15 protein-coding genes and 1 pseudogene are annotated in these 14,292 nt (G+C 58.7%); 12 read left to right on the top strand and 4 right to left on the bottom strand.

The genetic code is table 11. The annotated features are described in order from the left end of the window. Nucleotides 1-56: 56 nt before the first annotated feature. Nucleotides 57-920: an aldose 1-epimerase gene (locus tag ABVN21_RS10165; RefSeq protein ID WP_339553825.1), complete on the top strand. Its 864-nt coding sequence runs from the start codon at nt 57-59 to the stop codon at nt 918-920. A 3-nt stretch (nt 921-923) separates the two neighbouring features. Here the strand turns inward: ABVN21_RS10165 and ABVN21_RS10170 are convergent, their stop codons facing one another. After that, a complete protein-coding gene (locus tag ABVN21_RS10170; RefSeq protein ID WP_339553826.1) occupies nt 924-1,724 on the bottom strand; it encodes a sulfite exporter TauE/SafE family protein in 801 nt (266 codons plus the stop codon). Between the two features lie 160 nt (nt 1,725-1,884). On the opposite strand from ABVN21_RS10170, the gene ABVN21_RS10175 reads away from it, so the two are divergent. Continuing rightward, the gene (locus tag ABVN21_RS10175; RefSeq protein ID WP_339553827.1) at nt 1,885-2,748 is read left to right on the top strand and encodes an MBL fold metallo-hydrolase; all 864 of its coding nucleotides are present in this window, start codon (nt 1,885-1,887) and stop codon (nt 2,746-2,748) included. 111 nt (nt 2,749-2,859) lie between these two features. Here the strand turns inward: ABVN21_RS10175 and bkdR are convergent, their stop codons facing one another. Then, a complete protein-coding gene (gene bkdR, locus ABVN21_RS10180) occupies nt 2,860-3,348 on the bottom strand; it encodes a Bkd operon transcriptional regulator BkdR (RefSeq protein WP_025111414.1) in 489 nt (162 codons plus the stop codon). Nucleotides 3,349-3,533: 185 nt separating this feature from the next. On the opposite strand from bkdR, the gene ABVN21_RS10185 reads away from it, so the two are divergent. The 5 genes from ABVN21_RS10185 to ABVN21_RS10205 all read left to right on the top strand — a co-directional run bounded on the left by ABVN21_RS10185 (nt 3,534) and on the right by ABVN21_RS10205 (nt 9,761). Continuing rightward, nucleotides 3,534-4,769 (top strand): 3-methyl-2-oxobutanoate dehydrogenase (2-methylpropanoyl-transferring) subunit alpha, encoded by a 1,236-nt coding sequence (locus ABVN21_RS10185; protein WP_339553828.1) that lies wholly within the window; start codon nt 3,534-3,536, stop codon nt 4,767-4,769. A gap of 1 nt (nt 4,770) precedes the next feature. Continuing rightward, nucleotides 4,771-5,829: an alpha-ketoacid dehydrogenase subunit beta gene (locus ABVN21_RS10190; protein ID WP_339553829.1), complete on the top strand. Its 1,059-nt coding sequence runs from the start codon at nt 4,771-4,773 to the stop codon at nt 5,827-5,829. Next, nucleotides 5,830-7,107 carry a dihydrolipoamide acetyltransferase family protein gene (locus ABVN21_RS10195; protein WP_339553830.1) on the top strand — a complete coding sequence of 426 codons (1,278 nt, stop codon included), beginning with the start codon at nt 5,830-5,832 and terminating at the stop codon, nt 7,105-7,107. Nucleotides 7,108-7,125: 18 nt separating this feature from the next. Beyond that, nucleotides 7,126-8,508, top strand: coding sequence for a dihydrolipoyl dehydrogenase (gene lpdA / locus ABVN21_RS10200; RefSeq protein WP_339553831.1), 1,383 nt, complete (start codon nt 7,126-7,128; stop codon nt 8,506-8,508). A gap of 233 nt (nt 8,509-8,741) precedes the next feature. Further along, a complete protein-coding gene (locus ABVN21_RS10205) occupies nt 8,742-9,761 on the top strand; it encodes a branched-chain amino acid aminotransferase (RefSeq protein WP_339553832.1) in 1,020 nt (339 codons plus the stop codon). A gap of 81 nt (nt 9,762-9,842) precedes the next feature. On the opposite strand, the gene ABVN21_RS10210 is transcribed toward ABVN21_RS10205, so the two are convergent. Then, the gene (locus ABVN21_RS10210; RefSeq protein WP_339553833.1) at nt 9,843-10,319 is read right to left on the bottom strand and encodes an MEKHLA domain-containing protein; all 477 of its coding nucleotides are present in this window, start codon (nt 10,317-10,319) and stop codon (nt 9,843-9,845) included. A gap of 311 nt (nt 10,320-10,630) precedes the next feature. Here ABVN21_RS10210 and ABVN21_RS10215 point away from each other — a divergent pair, with 311 nt between their 5' ends. From ABVN21_RS10215 to ABVN21_RS10225, 3 genes and pseudogenes are all read left to right on the top strand, one after another. Continuing rightward, entirely contained in the window at nt 10,631-11,374 is a 744-nt protein-coding gene (locus ABVN21_RS10215; RefSeq protein WP_339553834.1) for an SDR family oxidoreductase, read from the top strand. Nucleotides 11,375-11,493: 119 nt separating this feature from the next. Next, nucleotides 11,494-11,829 (top strand): annotated as a pseudogene (locus ABVN21_RS10220) (S-type pyocin domain-containing protein); the annotation flags it as partial. Between the two features lie 119 nt (nt 11,830-11,948). Further along, nucleotides 11,949-12,284, top strand: coding sequence for a hypothetical protein (locus ABVN21_RS10225; RefSeq protein WP_339553835.1), 336 nt, complete (start codon nt 11,949-11,951; stop codon nt 12,282-12,284). A gap of 115 nt (nt 12,285-12,399) precedes the next feature. On the opposite strand, the gene ABVN21_RS10230 is transcribed toward ABVN21_RS10225, so the two are convergent. Continuing rightward, nucleotides 12,400-12,738: an FKBP-type peptidyl-prolyl cis-trans isomerase gene (locus ABVN21_RS10230; protein WP_339553836.1), complete on the bottom strand. Its 339-nt coding sequence runs from the start codon at nt 12,736-12,738 to the stop codon at nt 12,400-12,402. 144 nt (nt 12,739-12,882) lie between these two features. Here ABVN21_RS10230 and ABVN21_RS10235 point away from each other — a divergent pair, with 144 nt between their 5' ends. Together ABVN21_RS10235 and ABVN21_RS10240 are read left to right on the top strand one after the other, a co-directional pair. Then, on the top strand, nt 12,883-13,947 hold the full coding sequence (locus ABVN21_RS10235) for a M4 family metallopeptidase (protein WP_339553837.1): 1,065 nt from the start codon (nt 12,883-12,885) through the stop codon (nt 13,945-13,947). Beyond that, nucleotides 13,944-14,267: a protealysin inhibitor emfourin gene (locus ABVN21_RS10240; protein WP_339553838.1), complete on the top strand. Its 324-nt coding sequence runs from the start codon at nt 13,944-13,946 to the stop codon at nt 14,265-14,267. Before ABVN21_RS10235 ends, ABVN21_RS10240 begins: the two co-directional genes overlap by 4 nt. Nucleotides 14,268-14,292: the final 25 nt, after the last annotated feature.

The raw sequence follows: 14,292 nt of genomic DNA on the forward strand, positions 1-14,292 counted from the left end.
ACTTGTGGCGAGGGAGCAAGCTCCCTCGCCACAAAAGCCCTCACTGAGCCAATCAAATGACACTGCTCGAACTCGAAGACGAATTCACTCACCTCACCCTCGCCCCCGAACTCGGCGCCAGCATCGTCAACTGGGCCGAACGCAGCACCGGCCAACCACTGTTGCGCCATGCCGATGACCATGCGCAGAGCACCGGCCTGCCCGGCAAACTGGGTTGCTTTCCGTTGATTCCGTGGTCAAACCGAATCGCCGGAGGCGGATTCGATTGTCCGGATGGCTGGCAGTCGCTGACCCCTAACAGTCTTACCGATCCTTTGCCGATCCACGGCAGCGCCTGGCAGCAGCCGTGGCAAGTGATTTCCCAGGCATCGAACGAAGTGGTGCTGCAACTCGACAGCCAAACGCCATTCGCCTATCGCGCCCGGCAGCGCTTCCATCTGAGCAAAGGCCGATTGAGCATCGAACTGCAAGTGACGCATTTGGCTGACAGCCCTGCGTGGCACGGGCTCGGTCTGCACCCTTACTTTCCACGTACAGCGAACACGCGACTGCAGGCCAATGCCGAGCAGGTCTGGTTGTGCGACGCGTCCAAGCTGCCGACGCAACAGGTCGCGTTACCTGACGAATGGGATTTCCAGCAAACCATGGCGTTGCCAGAGACGCTGGTCGACAACGGTTTCTGCAACTGGGACGGGCAATGCCTGATCCAGCAACCGGACCTCGGTTATGAACTGGAGTGCCAGGCCACTGGCAGCGATTACTACCTGCTTTACTGCCCGGTGGGCCTGGGTTTTTTCTGCATCGAACCGGTCAGCCATCCGGTCAATGCGCATCACTTGCCAGGTCGGCCAGGGTTGCGTTTGCTCGAGCAAGGGCAATCGACTGAACTGACCTTCAGCCTGCAATATCGGGCGTTGTAAGCCTCAGGCGCGCAGCAGCATGTAGACGGCGACGATCAGGCAGACACTGGCGAATCCGATCTGCAAGGCCCGCGCCGGCACTCGCGCGCAGAGTTTGCGGCCAATGATCATGCCGACAATGCTGGCGACGATGAAGGCAACGCCCAATCCGTCGATGCGCACACCGGCATGCAGTGCGCCGATCACACCGATGGCCGAGATCAGGCTGATCACCATCAGCGAGGTGGCGACGATTCCGCGCATTTGCACGTCGGTCAGCTGTTTGAACGCCGGGACGATCAGAAAGCCACCGCCTACACCGAGCAACCCCGAGACCACACCGGTCACCGCGCCGAGAGCTGCGAGGGTCGCGGTGCATTTAGCGGTCCAGGAAAAGCGGCCGGTCTGTTGATCGAGCATGCAGTTTTTCTGCCCCCAGTTGGCGTGGCCGTGATCGTTCGGGCCGTCGTCCTTGCGTTCACGACGCAGCATTCGTGCGGCCACCATGACCATCAACAGACTGAACAGTATCATCAGGATTCGTTCGGGCAGCTGATGGGCGAAATAAATGCCCAGCGGAGAAAAAACCGCCCCCAGCAATGCAATCAACATCGCCGCCCGATAGCGCACCAGTCCATGACGCAGACCATCGATGGCACCGACTGCCGCCGCGCTTCCCACCGCGAACAGCGCAACGGGCGCCGCCGTGGTCATGCTCCAACCCAAACCCAGCACCAGCGCTGGTACGGCAAGGATGCCGCCTCCGGCCCCGGTCAACCCGAGCACCATCCCCATCACCACACCAAAAAAACTCGCCAGCAACATAAAACTCTCGAGATCCACAAAAAGCCGGGAACGCCCGGTATCGATTGAATGACAGGATAGAGCCCACGGCGCTTTTTTCCTGCATGGATTTAACGAGGGGCTGGTCAAGCCAGGGAAAATGAAACTAACCTCATGGCTTGTCCACCCAGAAACAACCAACATGCCCGCCTTGATTGAAGCCTTCCTCGACCCCGCCTCGTCAACCTACAGCTACGTGATTTACGAATCCGATGGCGGGCAGTGCGCGATCGTCGACTCGGTGCTCGATTACGACCCTACTGCAGGTCGAACGACTACCGCCCAGGCCGACAAGATCATTACCTTCGTTCGCGAACACCAGTTGCAGGTGCAATGGTTGCTGGAGACTCACGCCCACGCCGATCATCTGTCCGCTGCGCCTTATCTGCGTCGGGAGCTGGGCGGCAGGATCGCCATTGGCCAGTCGATCTGCAAGGTTCAGGACGTATTCAAGGGGCTGTTCAATCTTGAAGCGGAATTTTGCATCGACGGTTCTCAATTCGATCACCTCTTCGCTGCCGACGAGTCATTTCGCATCGGCAACCTCAATGCCACGGCGCTGCATGTGCCCGGCCATACGCCAGCGGACATGGCGTACCTGATCGACAACGATGTGATTCTGGTGGGCGATACGCTGTTCATGCCGGACGTCGGCACCGCGCGCTGCGACTTTCCGGGCGGCGATGCCCATCAGATGTTCACCTCGATTCGCAAACTGCTGGCCTTCCCCGCCAGCGTGCGCCTCTACGTCTGCCACGATTATCCGCCCGAGGCTCGTGAAACGAGTTGTATGACCACGGTGGGTGAGCAGCGTAAAAGCAACATCCACGTGCGCGACGGCATCGACGAAGCCGCCTTCGTCGACATGCGCACCCGGCGTGATGCCGGGCTGGGCATGCCGACGCTGCTGCTGCCAGCGATTCAGGTCAATGTGCGGGCCGGGAATTTGCCGCCGGCGGAAGAAAATGGCGTGACCTACCTGAAAATACCCCTGAACAAATTCTGAGCCCCAAACGGTTTTAGTAAACCCAAATCTGTAGGAGCCGGCTTGCTGGCGATGGCGATCTCACGGGCGCCATCGCCAAGCCGGCTCCTACGGGTTTGCGGTGTGGCGTGATCAAGCCCCCAACGTCAAGCCATTCGCCGGCAACGGCAACGCGGTCTTGTAGCGCACCTGCTTGAGCGCAAAGCTCGACCGAATGTTCGCCACCCCCGGCACCTTGGTCAGAAAGTCCATCATGAAACGCTCCAGTGACTGAATGGTCGGCACCAGCACCCGGATCAAGTAATCCGGGTCGCCGGCCATCAAGTAACACTCCATCACTTCCGGACGATCCGATATCGCCTCTTCAAAATGCTGCAACGCTTCTTCCACTTGTTTTTCCAGGCTGACGTGGATGAACACGTTGACGTGCAAGCCCAACAGGTCGGCATCGAGCAGGGTCACTTGCTCACGAATCAGCCCCAATTCCTCCATCGCCTTGACCCTGTTGAAGCATGGCGTTGGCGAGAGGTTGACCGAGCGTGCGAGGTCAGCATTGGTGATTCGCGCGTTCTCTTGAAGGCTGTTGAGAATGCCGATATCGGTACGGTCCAGTTTGCGCATGAGACAAAACCACCTGTTTTTTATGTTTATGCAGATTTTTTATCTGCAAATGATCTTGAGCGCAACGAAACAGAGAGAAATATTCTTCTTGGCCGGGCCTATGATTGTTGTAGGACAAGATTTCTTCCACAGAACGAAATCTGTCAGCTCACTACAAGAAATTCACAAGATCGAGCGTAGAAGCCATGACCCAAGCGTACGAACCGCTTCGCCTGCACGTACCCGAACCCTCGGGACGACCCGGCTGTAAAACCGACTTCTCCTACCTGCACCTGACCGATGCCGGCACGGTGCGCAAACCCCTCGTTGACGTTGAACCATCCGACACCGCCGACTTGGCCAAGGGCCTGATTCGCGTACTCGACGACCAGGGCAATGCCTTGGGTCCGTGGGCCGAAAACGTCCCGGTCGAGATCCTCCGCAAAGGCATGCGCGCCATGCTCAAGACGCGGATCTACGACAACCGCATGGTGGTCGCACAACGTCAGAAGAAGATGTCGTTCTACATGCAGAGTCTCGGCGAAGAAGCCATCGGCAGCGCGCAAGCCCTGGCGCTGAACATCGACGACATGTGCTTCCCGACCTACCGCCAGCAAAGCATTCTCATGGCCCGCGAAGTTCCGCTGGTGGACCTGATTTGCCAACTGCTGTCCAACGAGCGCGATCCGCTCAAGGGACGTCAATTGCCAATCATGTACTCGGTGAAAGAGGCCGGTTTCTTCACCATTTCCGGCAACCTCGCCACTCAATTCGTTCAGGCTGTCGGCTGGGGCATGGCCTCGGCGATCAAGGGCGATACCAAAATCGCTTCGGCGTGGATCGGCGACGGCGCCACCGCTGAATCGGACTTCCACACCGCCCTGACTTTTGCCCACGTGTATCGCGCACCAGTGATCCTCAACGTGGTCAACAACCAGTGGGCGATCTCGACCTTCCAGGCGATTGCCGGTGGTGAAGCCACTACTTTCGCCGGTCGTGGCGTCGGTTGCGGCATTGCGTCCCTGCGGGTCGATGGCAACGATTTCTATGCGGTCTATGCCGCTTCTGCCTGGGCCGCCGAACGCGCCCGACGCAACCTCGGCCCGACCATGATCGAATGGGTCACCTACCGCGCCGGTCCGCACTCGACTTCTGATGACCCGTCCAAATACCGTCCTGCCGACGACTGGAGCCACTTCCCGTTGGGCGACCCGATCGCGCGTCTCAAGCAGCACCTGATCAAGGTTGGCCAGTGGTCCGAAGAGGAACACACCGCCGTCAGCGCCGAGCTGGAAGCCGAAGTGATTGCCGCGCAGAAAGAAGCTGAAAAATTCGGCACCCTCGCCGGTGGCCAGATTCCAAGCGCCGCGACCATGTTCGAAGACGTCTACAAAGAGATGCCGGAGCACTTGAAGCGCCAGCGTCAAGAGTTGGGGATCTGAGATGAACGACCACAACAACAATATTCAGTTGGACACCGCCATGACCACGACCACCATGACCATGATCCAGGCCCTGCGCTCGGCCATGGATGTGATGCTTGAGCGTGACGACAACGTCGTGGTCTTCGGCCAGGACGTCGGCTACTTCGGCGGCGTATTCCGCTGCACCGAAGGTCTGCAGAACAAGTACGGCACTTCCCGCGTGTTCGACGCGCCGATTTCCGAAAGTGGCATCGTCGGCGTCGCCGTGGGTATGGGCGCCTATGGCCTGCGTCCGGTGGCCGAGATCCAGTTCGCCGACTACGTGTACCCGGCCTCGGACCAGATCATTTCCGAAGCTGCCCGCCTGCGTTATCGCTCGGCCGGCGAGTTCACCGCACCGATGACCCTGCGCATGCCTTGCGGCGGCGGCATCTACGGCGGCCAGACCCACAGCCAGAGCATCGAAGCGATGTTCACCCAGGTGTGCGGTTTGCGCACCGTGATGCCATCCAACCCCTACGACGCCAAAGGCCTGTTGATCGCCTCCATCGAAAACGATGACCCGGTGATCTTCCTGGAGCCGAAACGCCTGTACAACGGCCCGTTCGACGGCCATCACGACCGCCCGGTAACGCCGTGGTCGAAGCATCCATCCGCACAAGTTCCGGACGGTTACTACACCGTACCGCTGGACGTCGCCGCCATCACCCGTCCGGGCAAGGACGTGACCATCCTGACTTACGGCACCACGGTGTACGTCTCGCAAGTGGCCGCTGAAGAAACCGGCATCGACGCCGAAGTCATCGACCTGCGCAGCCTGTGGCCGCTGGACCTGGAAACCATCACCAAGTCTGTGAAGAAAACCGGGCGCTGTGTGATCGTTCACGAAGCTACCCGCACTTGCGGTTTCGGTGCCGAGTTGGCCGCGCTGGTGCAAGAGCACTGCTTCCACCACCTGGAAGCGCCGATCGAACGCGTCACCGGATGGGACACCCCCTACCCGCACGCGCAAGAGTGGGCGTATTTCCCTGGCCCGTCCCGTGTGGGCGCGGCTTTGAAACGGGTTATGGAGGTCTGAATGGGCACGCACGTTATTAAAATGCCGGACATTGGTGAAGGCATTGCAGAAGTTGAATTGTCGGTGTGGCACGTCAAGATCGGCGACATGGTCGTCGAAGATCAGGTGCTCGCCGATGTCATGACAGACAAGGCGATGGTCGACATCCCGTCGCCGGTGCATGGCAAGGTCATTGCCCTCGGTGGTCAGCCGGGCGAAGTCATGGCGGTTGGCAGTGTGCTGATCAGCATTGAAGTCGAAGGCGCGGGCAACGTTAAGGAATCGTCCCAGCCTGCAGCCGCGGTCGTGAAGGAAGCGCCGGTTACGGCGCCGAAAATTGAAGCTGTCGTGGAAAGCAAACCGGCGCCTGCCGCATCGCCACGCCCAGTCGTGTGCCAAGGGCCGATGGTTGCCCGCGAAGCCAACGAGCGCCCGCTGGCCTCCCCGGCCGTGCGTAAACACGCGTTGGACCTCGGCATTCAATTGCGTCTGGTACGCGGCACCGGCCCGGCCGGTCGTGTACTTCACGAAGACCTCGACGCCTACTTGGCGCAAGGTCAGTCGAATGCTTCGACCGTCAGCAGCGCCTATGCCCAACGCAATGACGAAGAACAGATTCAGGTGATCGGCATGCGTCGCAAGATCGCCCAGCGTATGCAGGACGCCACGCAACGTGCCGCGCACTTCAGCTATGTCGAAGAAATCGACGTGACTGCCGTAGAAGAATTGCGCGCGCACCTCAACGACAAACACGGAGCGACCCGCGGCAAGTTGACCTTGCTGCCATTCCTGGTCCGCGCCCTGGTCGTTGCCCTGCGTGATTTCCCGCAGATCAACGCCCGTTACGACGACGAAGCCCAGGTCATCACGCGCCTCGGCGCTGTGCATGTCGGCATCGCCACCCAGGCCGATATCGGTTTGATGGTGCCGGTGGTGCGTCACGCCGAAGCCCGCAGCCTGTGGGACAGCGCTACGGAAATCTCTCGTTTGGCCACCGCCGCACGTAACGGCAAGGCCAGCCGCGATGAATTGTCCGGCTCGTCCATCACCCTGACCAGCCTCGGCGCGTTGGGCGGGATCGTCAGCACGCCGGTGCTGAATCTGCCGGAAGTGGCGATTGTTGGCGTGAACAAAATCGTAGAACGCCCAATGGTCGTCAAAGGCCAGATCGTGATTCGCAAGATGATGAACCTCTCCAGCTCCTTCGATCACCGCGTGGTCGATGGCATGGACGCGGCGCAATTCATCCAGGCCGTCCGTGGCCTGCTCGAACAACCCGCCACCTTGTTTGTGGACTGATTTTTGTTGGAGAGCAGCATGCAAACTCTGAACACCACACTGCTGATCATCGGCGGTGGTCCTGGCGGTTATGTGACGGCGATCCGTGCCGGGCAACTGGGCATTCCCACCATTCTGGTGGAAGGTCAATCGTTGGGCGGCACCTGCCTGAACATCGGCTGCATCCCGTCGAAGGCGTTGATCCACGTCGCCGAACAGTTTCACCAGACGCAACACCACAGCCAGCATTCGGCGTTGGGCATCAGCGTGTCGGCCCCCACCCTCGACATCAGCAAAAGCGTCGAGTGGAAGGATGGCATCGTCGATCGCCTGACCACCGGCGTTGCGGCGTTGCTGAAAAAGAACAAGGTCCAGGTCATTCAAGGCTGGGCCAAGGTAGTCGATGGCAAAACCGTCGACGTCGGCGATACGCGCATCCAATGCGAGCACCTGGTGCTGGCCACCGGTTCGAAAAGCGTGAATCTGCCGATGTTGCCGATTGGCGGCCCGATCATTTCCTCCACCGAAGCCTTGGCACCGACCTCCGTGCCTAAACGTCTAATCGTGGTCGGTGGCGGTTACATCGGTCTGGAGTTGGGGATTGCCTATCGCAAGCTCGGCGCCGAGGTCAGCGTGGTCGAGGCTCAGGAACGCATCCTGCCTGCCTACGACGCCGAACTGACCCAGCCCGTGCACGATGAATTGAAAAGACTTGGCGTGAAACTTTACTTGAAACACAGCATACAAGCCTTTGATTCACAAGCTAATACGCTGCAAGTTCTCGACCCGAATGGCGACACATTGAATCTTGAAACCGATCAGGTGCTGGTGGCCGTCGGTCGCAAACCGAACACCCAGGGCTGGAACCTCGAAGCGCTGAATCTGGACATGAACGGCTCGTCGATCAAGATCGACAACCGCTGCCAGACCAGCATGCGCAATGTGTATGCCATCGGCGACCTGAGCGGCGAACCGATGCTCGCGCACCGCGCCATGGCCGAGGGTGAAATGGTCGCGGAGCTGATCAGCGGCAAGAGCCGCTTGTTCAACCCGACCGCGATAGCTGCGGTGTGCTTCACCGATCCGGAACTGGTGGTGGTTGGCCAGACCCCGGACGAAGCCAAGGCTGCCGGCCTGGACTGCATCGTTTCCAGCTTCCCGTTTGCCGCCAATGGCCGGGCGATGACACTGGAATCGAAAAGCGGCTTCGTGCGCGTGGTCGCTCGTCGGGACAATCATGTGATTGTCGGCTGGCAAGCGGTGGGTGTCGGGGTATCGGAGTTGTCGACAGCGTTCGCGCAAAGCCTGGAGATGGGCGCGCGGCTGGAAGACATCGGAGGCACCATCCATGCGCATCCGACCCTGGGCGAAGCCGTTCAGGAAGCGGCATTGCGGGCTTTGGGGCATGCGCTTCACCTGTAACTGAGGATGGCAGGGATGGCTCCATCGCCAGCAGGCTGGCTCCCACATTTGGAATGCACTCCCCTGTGGGAGCAAGCCTGCCAGCGATTTCTTGAGAGCAACTCGATTTATCTGCCCGTCATCCGATAGTCCGGGCTGCGAAATCGGCCCGGAATGAAGTATTGTTGTGCCCATCCGGAAAAACGTCAGAAGCCTTGAACCGTTTCGGCGGTTGTTAAGTGATAGAGGGTGTCATGGGTAACGAAAGCATCAATTGGGACAAGTTGGGTTTTGACTACATCAAGACCGACAAGCGCTATCTGTCGTACTGGCGTAATGGCGAGTGGGACAAAGGCACCCTGACCGAAGACAACGTGCTGCACATCAGCGAAGGTTCGACTGCCCTTCACTATGGCCAGCAATGCTTCGAAGGCCTGAAGGCCTATCGTTGCAAGGACGGCTCGATCAACCTGTTCCGCCCGGACCAGAACGCCGCGCGCATGCAGCGCAGCTGCGCCCGCCTGCTGATGCCGCATGTGTCCACCGAGCAGTTCATCGAGGCGTGCAAGGAAGTGGTTCGCGCCAACGAGCGTTTCATCCCGCCTTATGGCACCGGCGGCGCGCTGTACCTGCGACCGTTCGTGATCGGCGTGGGTGACAACATCGGCGTGCGTACCGCCCCCGAATTCATCTTTTCGGTATTTGCGATCCCGGTCGGCGCCTACTTCAAGGGCGGCCTGACCCCGCATAACTTCCTGATCTCCAGCTACGACCGCGCCGCGCCACAAGGCACCGGTGCCGCCAAGGTCGGTGGCAACTACGCCGCCAGCCTGATGCCAGGTTTCCAGGCCAAGAAAGCGCACTTCGCCGACTGCATCTACCTGGATCCTCTGACCCACAAGAAGATCGAGGAAGTCGGTTCGGCCAACTTCTTCGGGATCACCCACGACAACAAGTTCGTGACCCCGAACTCGCCGTCGGTACTGCCGGGCATCACCCGTCTGTCGCTGATCGAGCTGGCGAAAACCCGTCTGGACCTGGAAGTGATCGAAGGTGACGTGTTCATCGACAAGCTGTCGGACTTCAAAGAAGCCGGCGCCTGCGGCACTGCTGCGGTGATCACGCCAATCGGCGGCATCAACTACAACGATCACCTGCACGTGTTCCACAGCGAAACCGAAGTCGGCCCGATCACCCAGAAGCTCTACAAAGAGCTGACTGGCGTACAAACCGGCGACATCGAAGCGCCAGCAGGCTGGATCGTCAAGGTTTAACCTGACGTCTCACCCGCTCAAAAAATCGCCGCTCTCGTTCTTCGACAGCGGCGTTTTTTTTGCCTGGCTTTCATGGTTTGTTCAGTAGAGTTGCCCCGCTCGTTCCGGGTCCGGCCAGAACAATGCCGCCTGGCCACAGCGCGCGCCCTGCTCGTCGATCAGGGTCCAGACACTGCCTTGGTGGATCATGAAGGCTTTCCCTGCGCGGTCTACCCGATAGCCGCTGTAGCCATGTGCAATGCCCTTGGCGGTGACCTGTGCCAGCAGGGTCTGGCGCATCTCCCTGTCCAATGGCGATGCGCTGAAACGCGATGGCATGCCGATGAATTCCGAGCGTGGGTATTTGAAGCTGACGAGCGCCTGCTCGTTGGCATAGTAAAAAAGCGGGTCAGCTTCAGTGCCATGGGCTAGCAGTGCGTAAGGCGCTTGAGCGTGCAACCAATCCAGCCGCTCCTCGTCGTTCAGGTTCTCCGGCGTGGGTAACGGTGCGCCGGTCCAGTGTCGATAAGCGGCATCCAGCCGTTGAACCATCTCCCTGAATTCGTTGAATGACGACATCGATTTTCCTTCCAACTGCTTGATGTGATCGCGGCGACGCTACTGAAAAATCGCGATGAATGATAGAACCCGCCGAGTTCGTGAAGTAAGACCAAGGATTCCGATTGCGCTTCAAGCCGCTGTAAACGTTTGAATTTCCCGAGGTAAACATGTCAGTCAAAAAGACCAGGTCGAGTCATAACGACCACATTCCCATCGAGTCAAAATAACCGCAATGGGCTGCAAGTGCCGGTGTTATCAGCCTCCAGGCGTTGGCCCGATTTTTGGTAATTACCCTGCGAAGGCTTATTTACCAAAAGAGGAATCAATGTATGAACAATGCTTTTGAAGATCGCTTGGCCGTCGTCACCGGCGCCAGTTCCGGAATCGGCCTGGCCGTCACCGAGCGGTTGCTCGCCCAAGGCGCCCGGGTGCTGGCCATGTCGCGTCAAATCGGCGCCTTGGGTGAACTGGCTGAACGCTTTACCACACAGCTGACCTGGGTGGCCGGTGATGTCACCCAAGCAGACGACCTGGCGCGGCTGGCTAAACAGGCTTCGACCATGGGCCCGGTCAGTTACCTGGTGCCTAACGCCGGTATTGCGGAACTGGCTGATGGCCTCGATCTCGCGGCGTTCGACCGGCAATGGGCAGTCAACGGTGCCGGTGCGCTGAACACCCTGGCCTGCCTCCGCGGGCATTTGGCGGCGTCTGCCTCGGTGGTATTTACTGGCACCTTCCTCGCGCAGGTGACTTTTCCGGGTCTGGCCGCCTACATTGCGTCCAAGTCCGCCTTGATCACCCACGCCCGCACCCTGGCGGTAGAACTGGCCCCGCACGGCATTCGCATCAATACCGTCTCCCCGGGGCCAACCGCTACACCTATCTGGTCGACCCTGGGCTTGAAAGATGAGGAATTGAGTGCTGTCGCCAGCACCGTCAATCATCGCTTGCTCGACGGTCAATTCCTGGAGCCAGGTGCGGTCGCCGACGTGATCCTGTTCCAACTCGGCAACGGCGCGCGTAATGTCTTCGGGCAAGATTGGGTGGTCGATAGCGGGTACACAATCCGCTGAAACTCAAGATCAAAAGATCGCAGGCTTCGCCAGCTCCTACAGGGATCGAGTGTTTTGACTCCGCCCTCCGGTGACGGACACCACCGTACTCGCCGGGAAATGAGACCAAGTGAGCTGACTTAGTAACCGCCGGCGTTGCTACCGGTGGATTGTTAGGGCTAGTTGCGATGCTGGCACCTTCTAGTCTGGGTGTCAGCGCCTTATATACTGAGGAGCAACTCAGATCACTAAATCGGGCACGCACACGTGTTCGATTGCGTGTTGAGCAACAAGCTGATGGGACATTAAAAGGCTATGGATACAACACCCAAACTAGACGTGATTGGGAGTTCATTCCTGTCGTTACGTTTAAACCCCAAGGCTCGCAGCAAGTTGCTGATTTTGGCGATGGCGTCACGCTGATTTGGACCCCTCCCATTGAGCCTTCAGGGCGATCAGGAATTCCTCCGCTGGAAAAAGGTGACGTGTACCACGGCCATGTCAGGTCTTGGGATAAACTCCATCAGGATATGAAAAACGCGCTTATCAAGGCGCAAAAAGTCGATAACAAAGGCAATATTTCGGGAGTTGAAAAGTGAGCCTGTATTATCAAGACCCGTCGATGAGCCACGATCAAGCAATCCGTTTTCTTGCTAGTCACCAGGAAACCAACATTGTGGGCGCGCTGGTCTCTATCGGCCTTAACGAGGAAGACCTTGGATGGGCTCAATCCACCTGCCTGGAACATCTTGAGCACAATTCGGAATCCGTGAAAGCCGCCGCCGTAACAGCGATAGGTCATCTAGCCCGCAGACATGGCAAGTTGGATATGGAAATCATTTTATCGGCGCTGGATAAGGTGAAAAGAACGTCTCCTAGCCTAGCGGCGATTGTGGCGGACACCCTTGATGATATTGGGCTTTTTATCTGATCTTGAAGCTCCTGACAGGCGCCTCCATTGATCACGTCCGATCCTATAAATATAAGAAAACCTGCTATCTCTTTCGCAAAGATGGCAGGTTTCATTGTTTCAACGCATACCCCAATCAATCATCCCGCGTCAGCACTTCCAGCAATTCGATCTCGAAAATCAAATTCGAATTTGGCGCGATCTTGCCCATTGTGCGCTCGCCATAGGCCAGGTGGGCCGGCACCAGCAGCTTGCGCTTGCCCCCGACCTGCATGCCGATGATTCCCTGATCCCAACCCTTTATCACGCGACCGGTGCCGATCACGCACTGGAAAGGTTTCCCTCGGCTGTAGGAAGAGTCGAATTCAGTGCCGTCTTCAAGCCAGCCGCGGTATTGAGTGGTGATCAGCGCGCCTTTGATGGCGGCTTTACCGTCGCCGGGCGCAAGGTCGATGATTTGCAGTTCGTCGTTCATGTTCATACTCGTTTACGTTCGCCCGATTGTTTAGAGCGCGGGCGAAGGTTTTCGCAGAAACCGGTGCGGATGGCAATTGGTGGAACCGAAACATGATCCGCTGCTCACAATAAGTATCAACCTCTATTCAGAAGGGATGCTCTGATGACTGACTCTCCGGCGCTGCGCAGTTTTATCCCGCCTTACATTCTCAACCGTATCGTGGCGCATGGTTCCGAGCACCAGCGTTCCAGTGCGATGTCCACGCTGACTCATGTTCGAACCTTGCGGCACCAGCCAGGGGCACCATCGCGCCCTCCTGCTGCGGCGATACTCCTGCAAAGCGAGAAACCAGGGACGGTACAGCGCAGCATTTATGATGCGTTGGGGAAAATGCTCCTGCCCGGCATGCCGGTGCGTCTTGAGGGACAACCGGCGAGCGGCGATCCGGCGGTCGATGAAGCCTACGATGCGCTGGGTGCCAGCTACGATTTCTTCTGGAAGGTGCTTGGCCGCGACTCGATCGACAACAAGGGTTTTGCCCTGGTTGGGAGCGTGCATTACGGCCAGCACTATGAAAATGCATTTTGGAATGGCTCGCAGATGGTCTTCGGAGACGGCGATGGTGAAATCTTCGAGCGTTTCACCCGCTCGCTGGATGTGGTCGGCCACGAATTGACCCATGGCGTGATCGAAAGCGAAGCCGGTCTCGTGTATGCCGACCAGTCCGGTGCGCTGAATGAATCGCTGTCGGACGTGTTTGGCGTGATGATCAAGCAGCATGTCCTGGGCCATACCGCCGACGAGGCGGACTGGCTGATCGGTGCAGACTTGCTGACACCGCGAATCAAAGGCATCGGCCTGCGCTCGATGGCCCATCCGGGCACGGCTTATGACGACCCGCTGCTTGGCAAGGACCCGCAACCGGATCACATGCGCAAATTCGTCATCACGCAAGAGGACAATGGCGGCGTGCACATCAACTCGGGCATTCCCAATCGGGCGTTCTATCTCGTGGCCAAGGCGCTGGGCGGTTTTGCCTGGGAGAAAGCCGGGCGCATCTGGTACGACGCTTTGTGCGACCAGCGCTTGAACCGCGAAGCGTCCTTCATCGCCTTCGCGCATTTGACGATTGAGTATGCCGGTAAGCGCTTCAGTGCCCATGAGGCATCTGCCGTGCGCAAGGGTTGGGCTGACGTGGGTGTGAATCTGACTGGGGAGGCGACATGAAAACCCTGCCAACGCTAGACGACCAAGCCGTCGTTCGCCTTTCGCGTCAGGGCGGAGTGGCGATGATTCAGGCCCTGACCCGCCCACGGGAAATCGAGTTCGCGCAATGTAATCTCGATCAACGAACGCGTATCTGCTCATTGCTCGAAGGTTGTTTGCCGCTCACCAGCCCATCCTCCGGCCGTGGCGATCAGCGCTTTTATCAGATTGAACTGCGCTATCGCACCGGTGAGCAAGATGACCGGATGGTGTTGAAGGTGCCGGAAGATCAGGCGCCGGGCGAGTTGGTACGGCTCTGGGATAAGGGAGAACTGCTTTAACGCAGCCGTCGGGTGCACGTCTCAA

Source organism: Pseudomonas sp. MYb327, assembly GCF_040438925.1.
In the GTDB taxonomy this organism is placed as follows: Bacteria; Pseudomonadota; Gammaproteobacteria; order Pseudomonadales; family Pseudomonadaceae; genus Aquipseudomonas.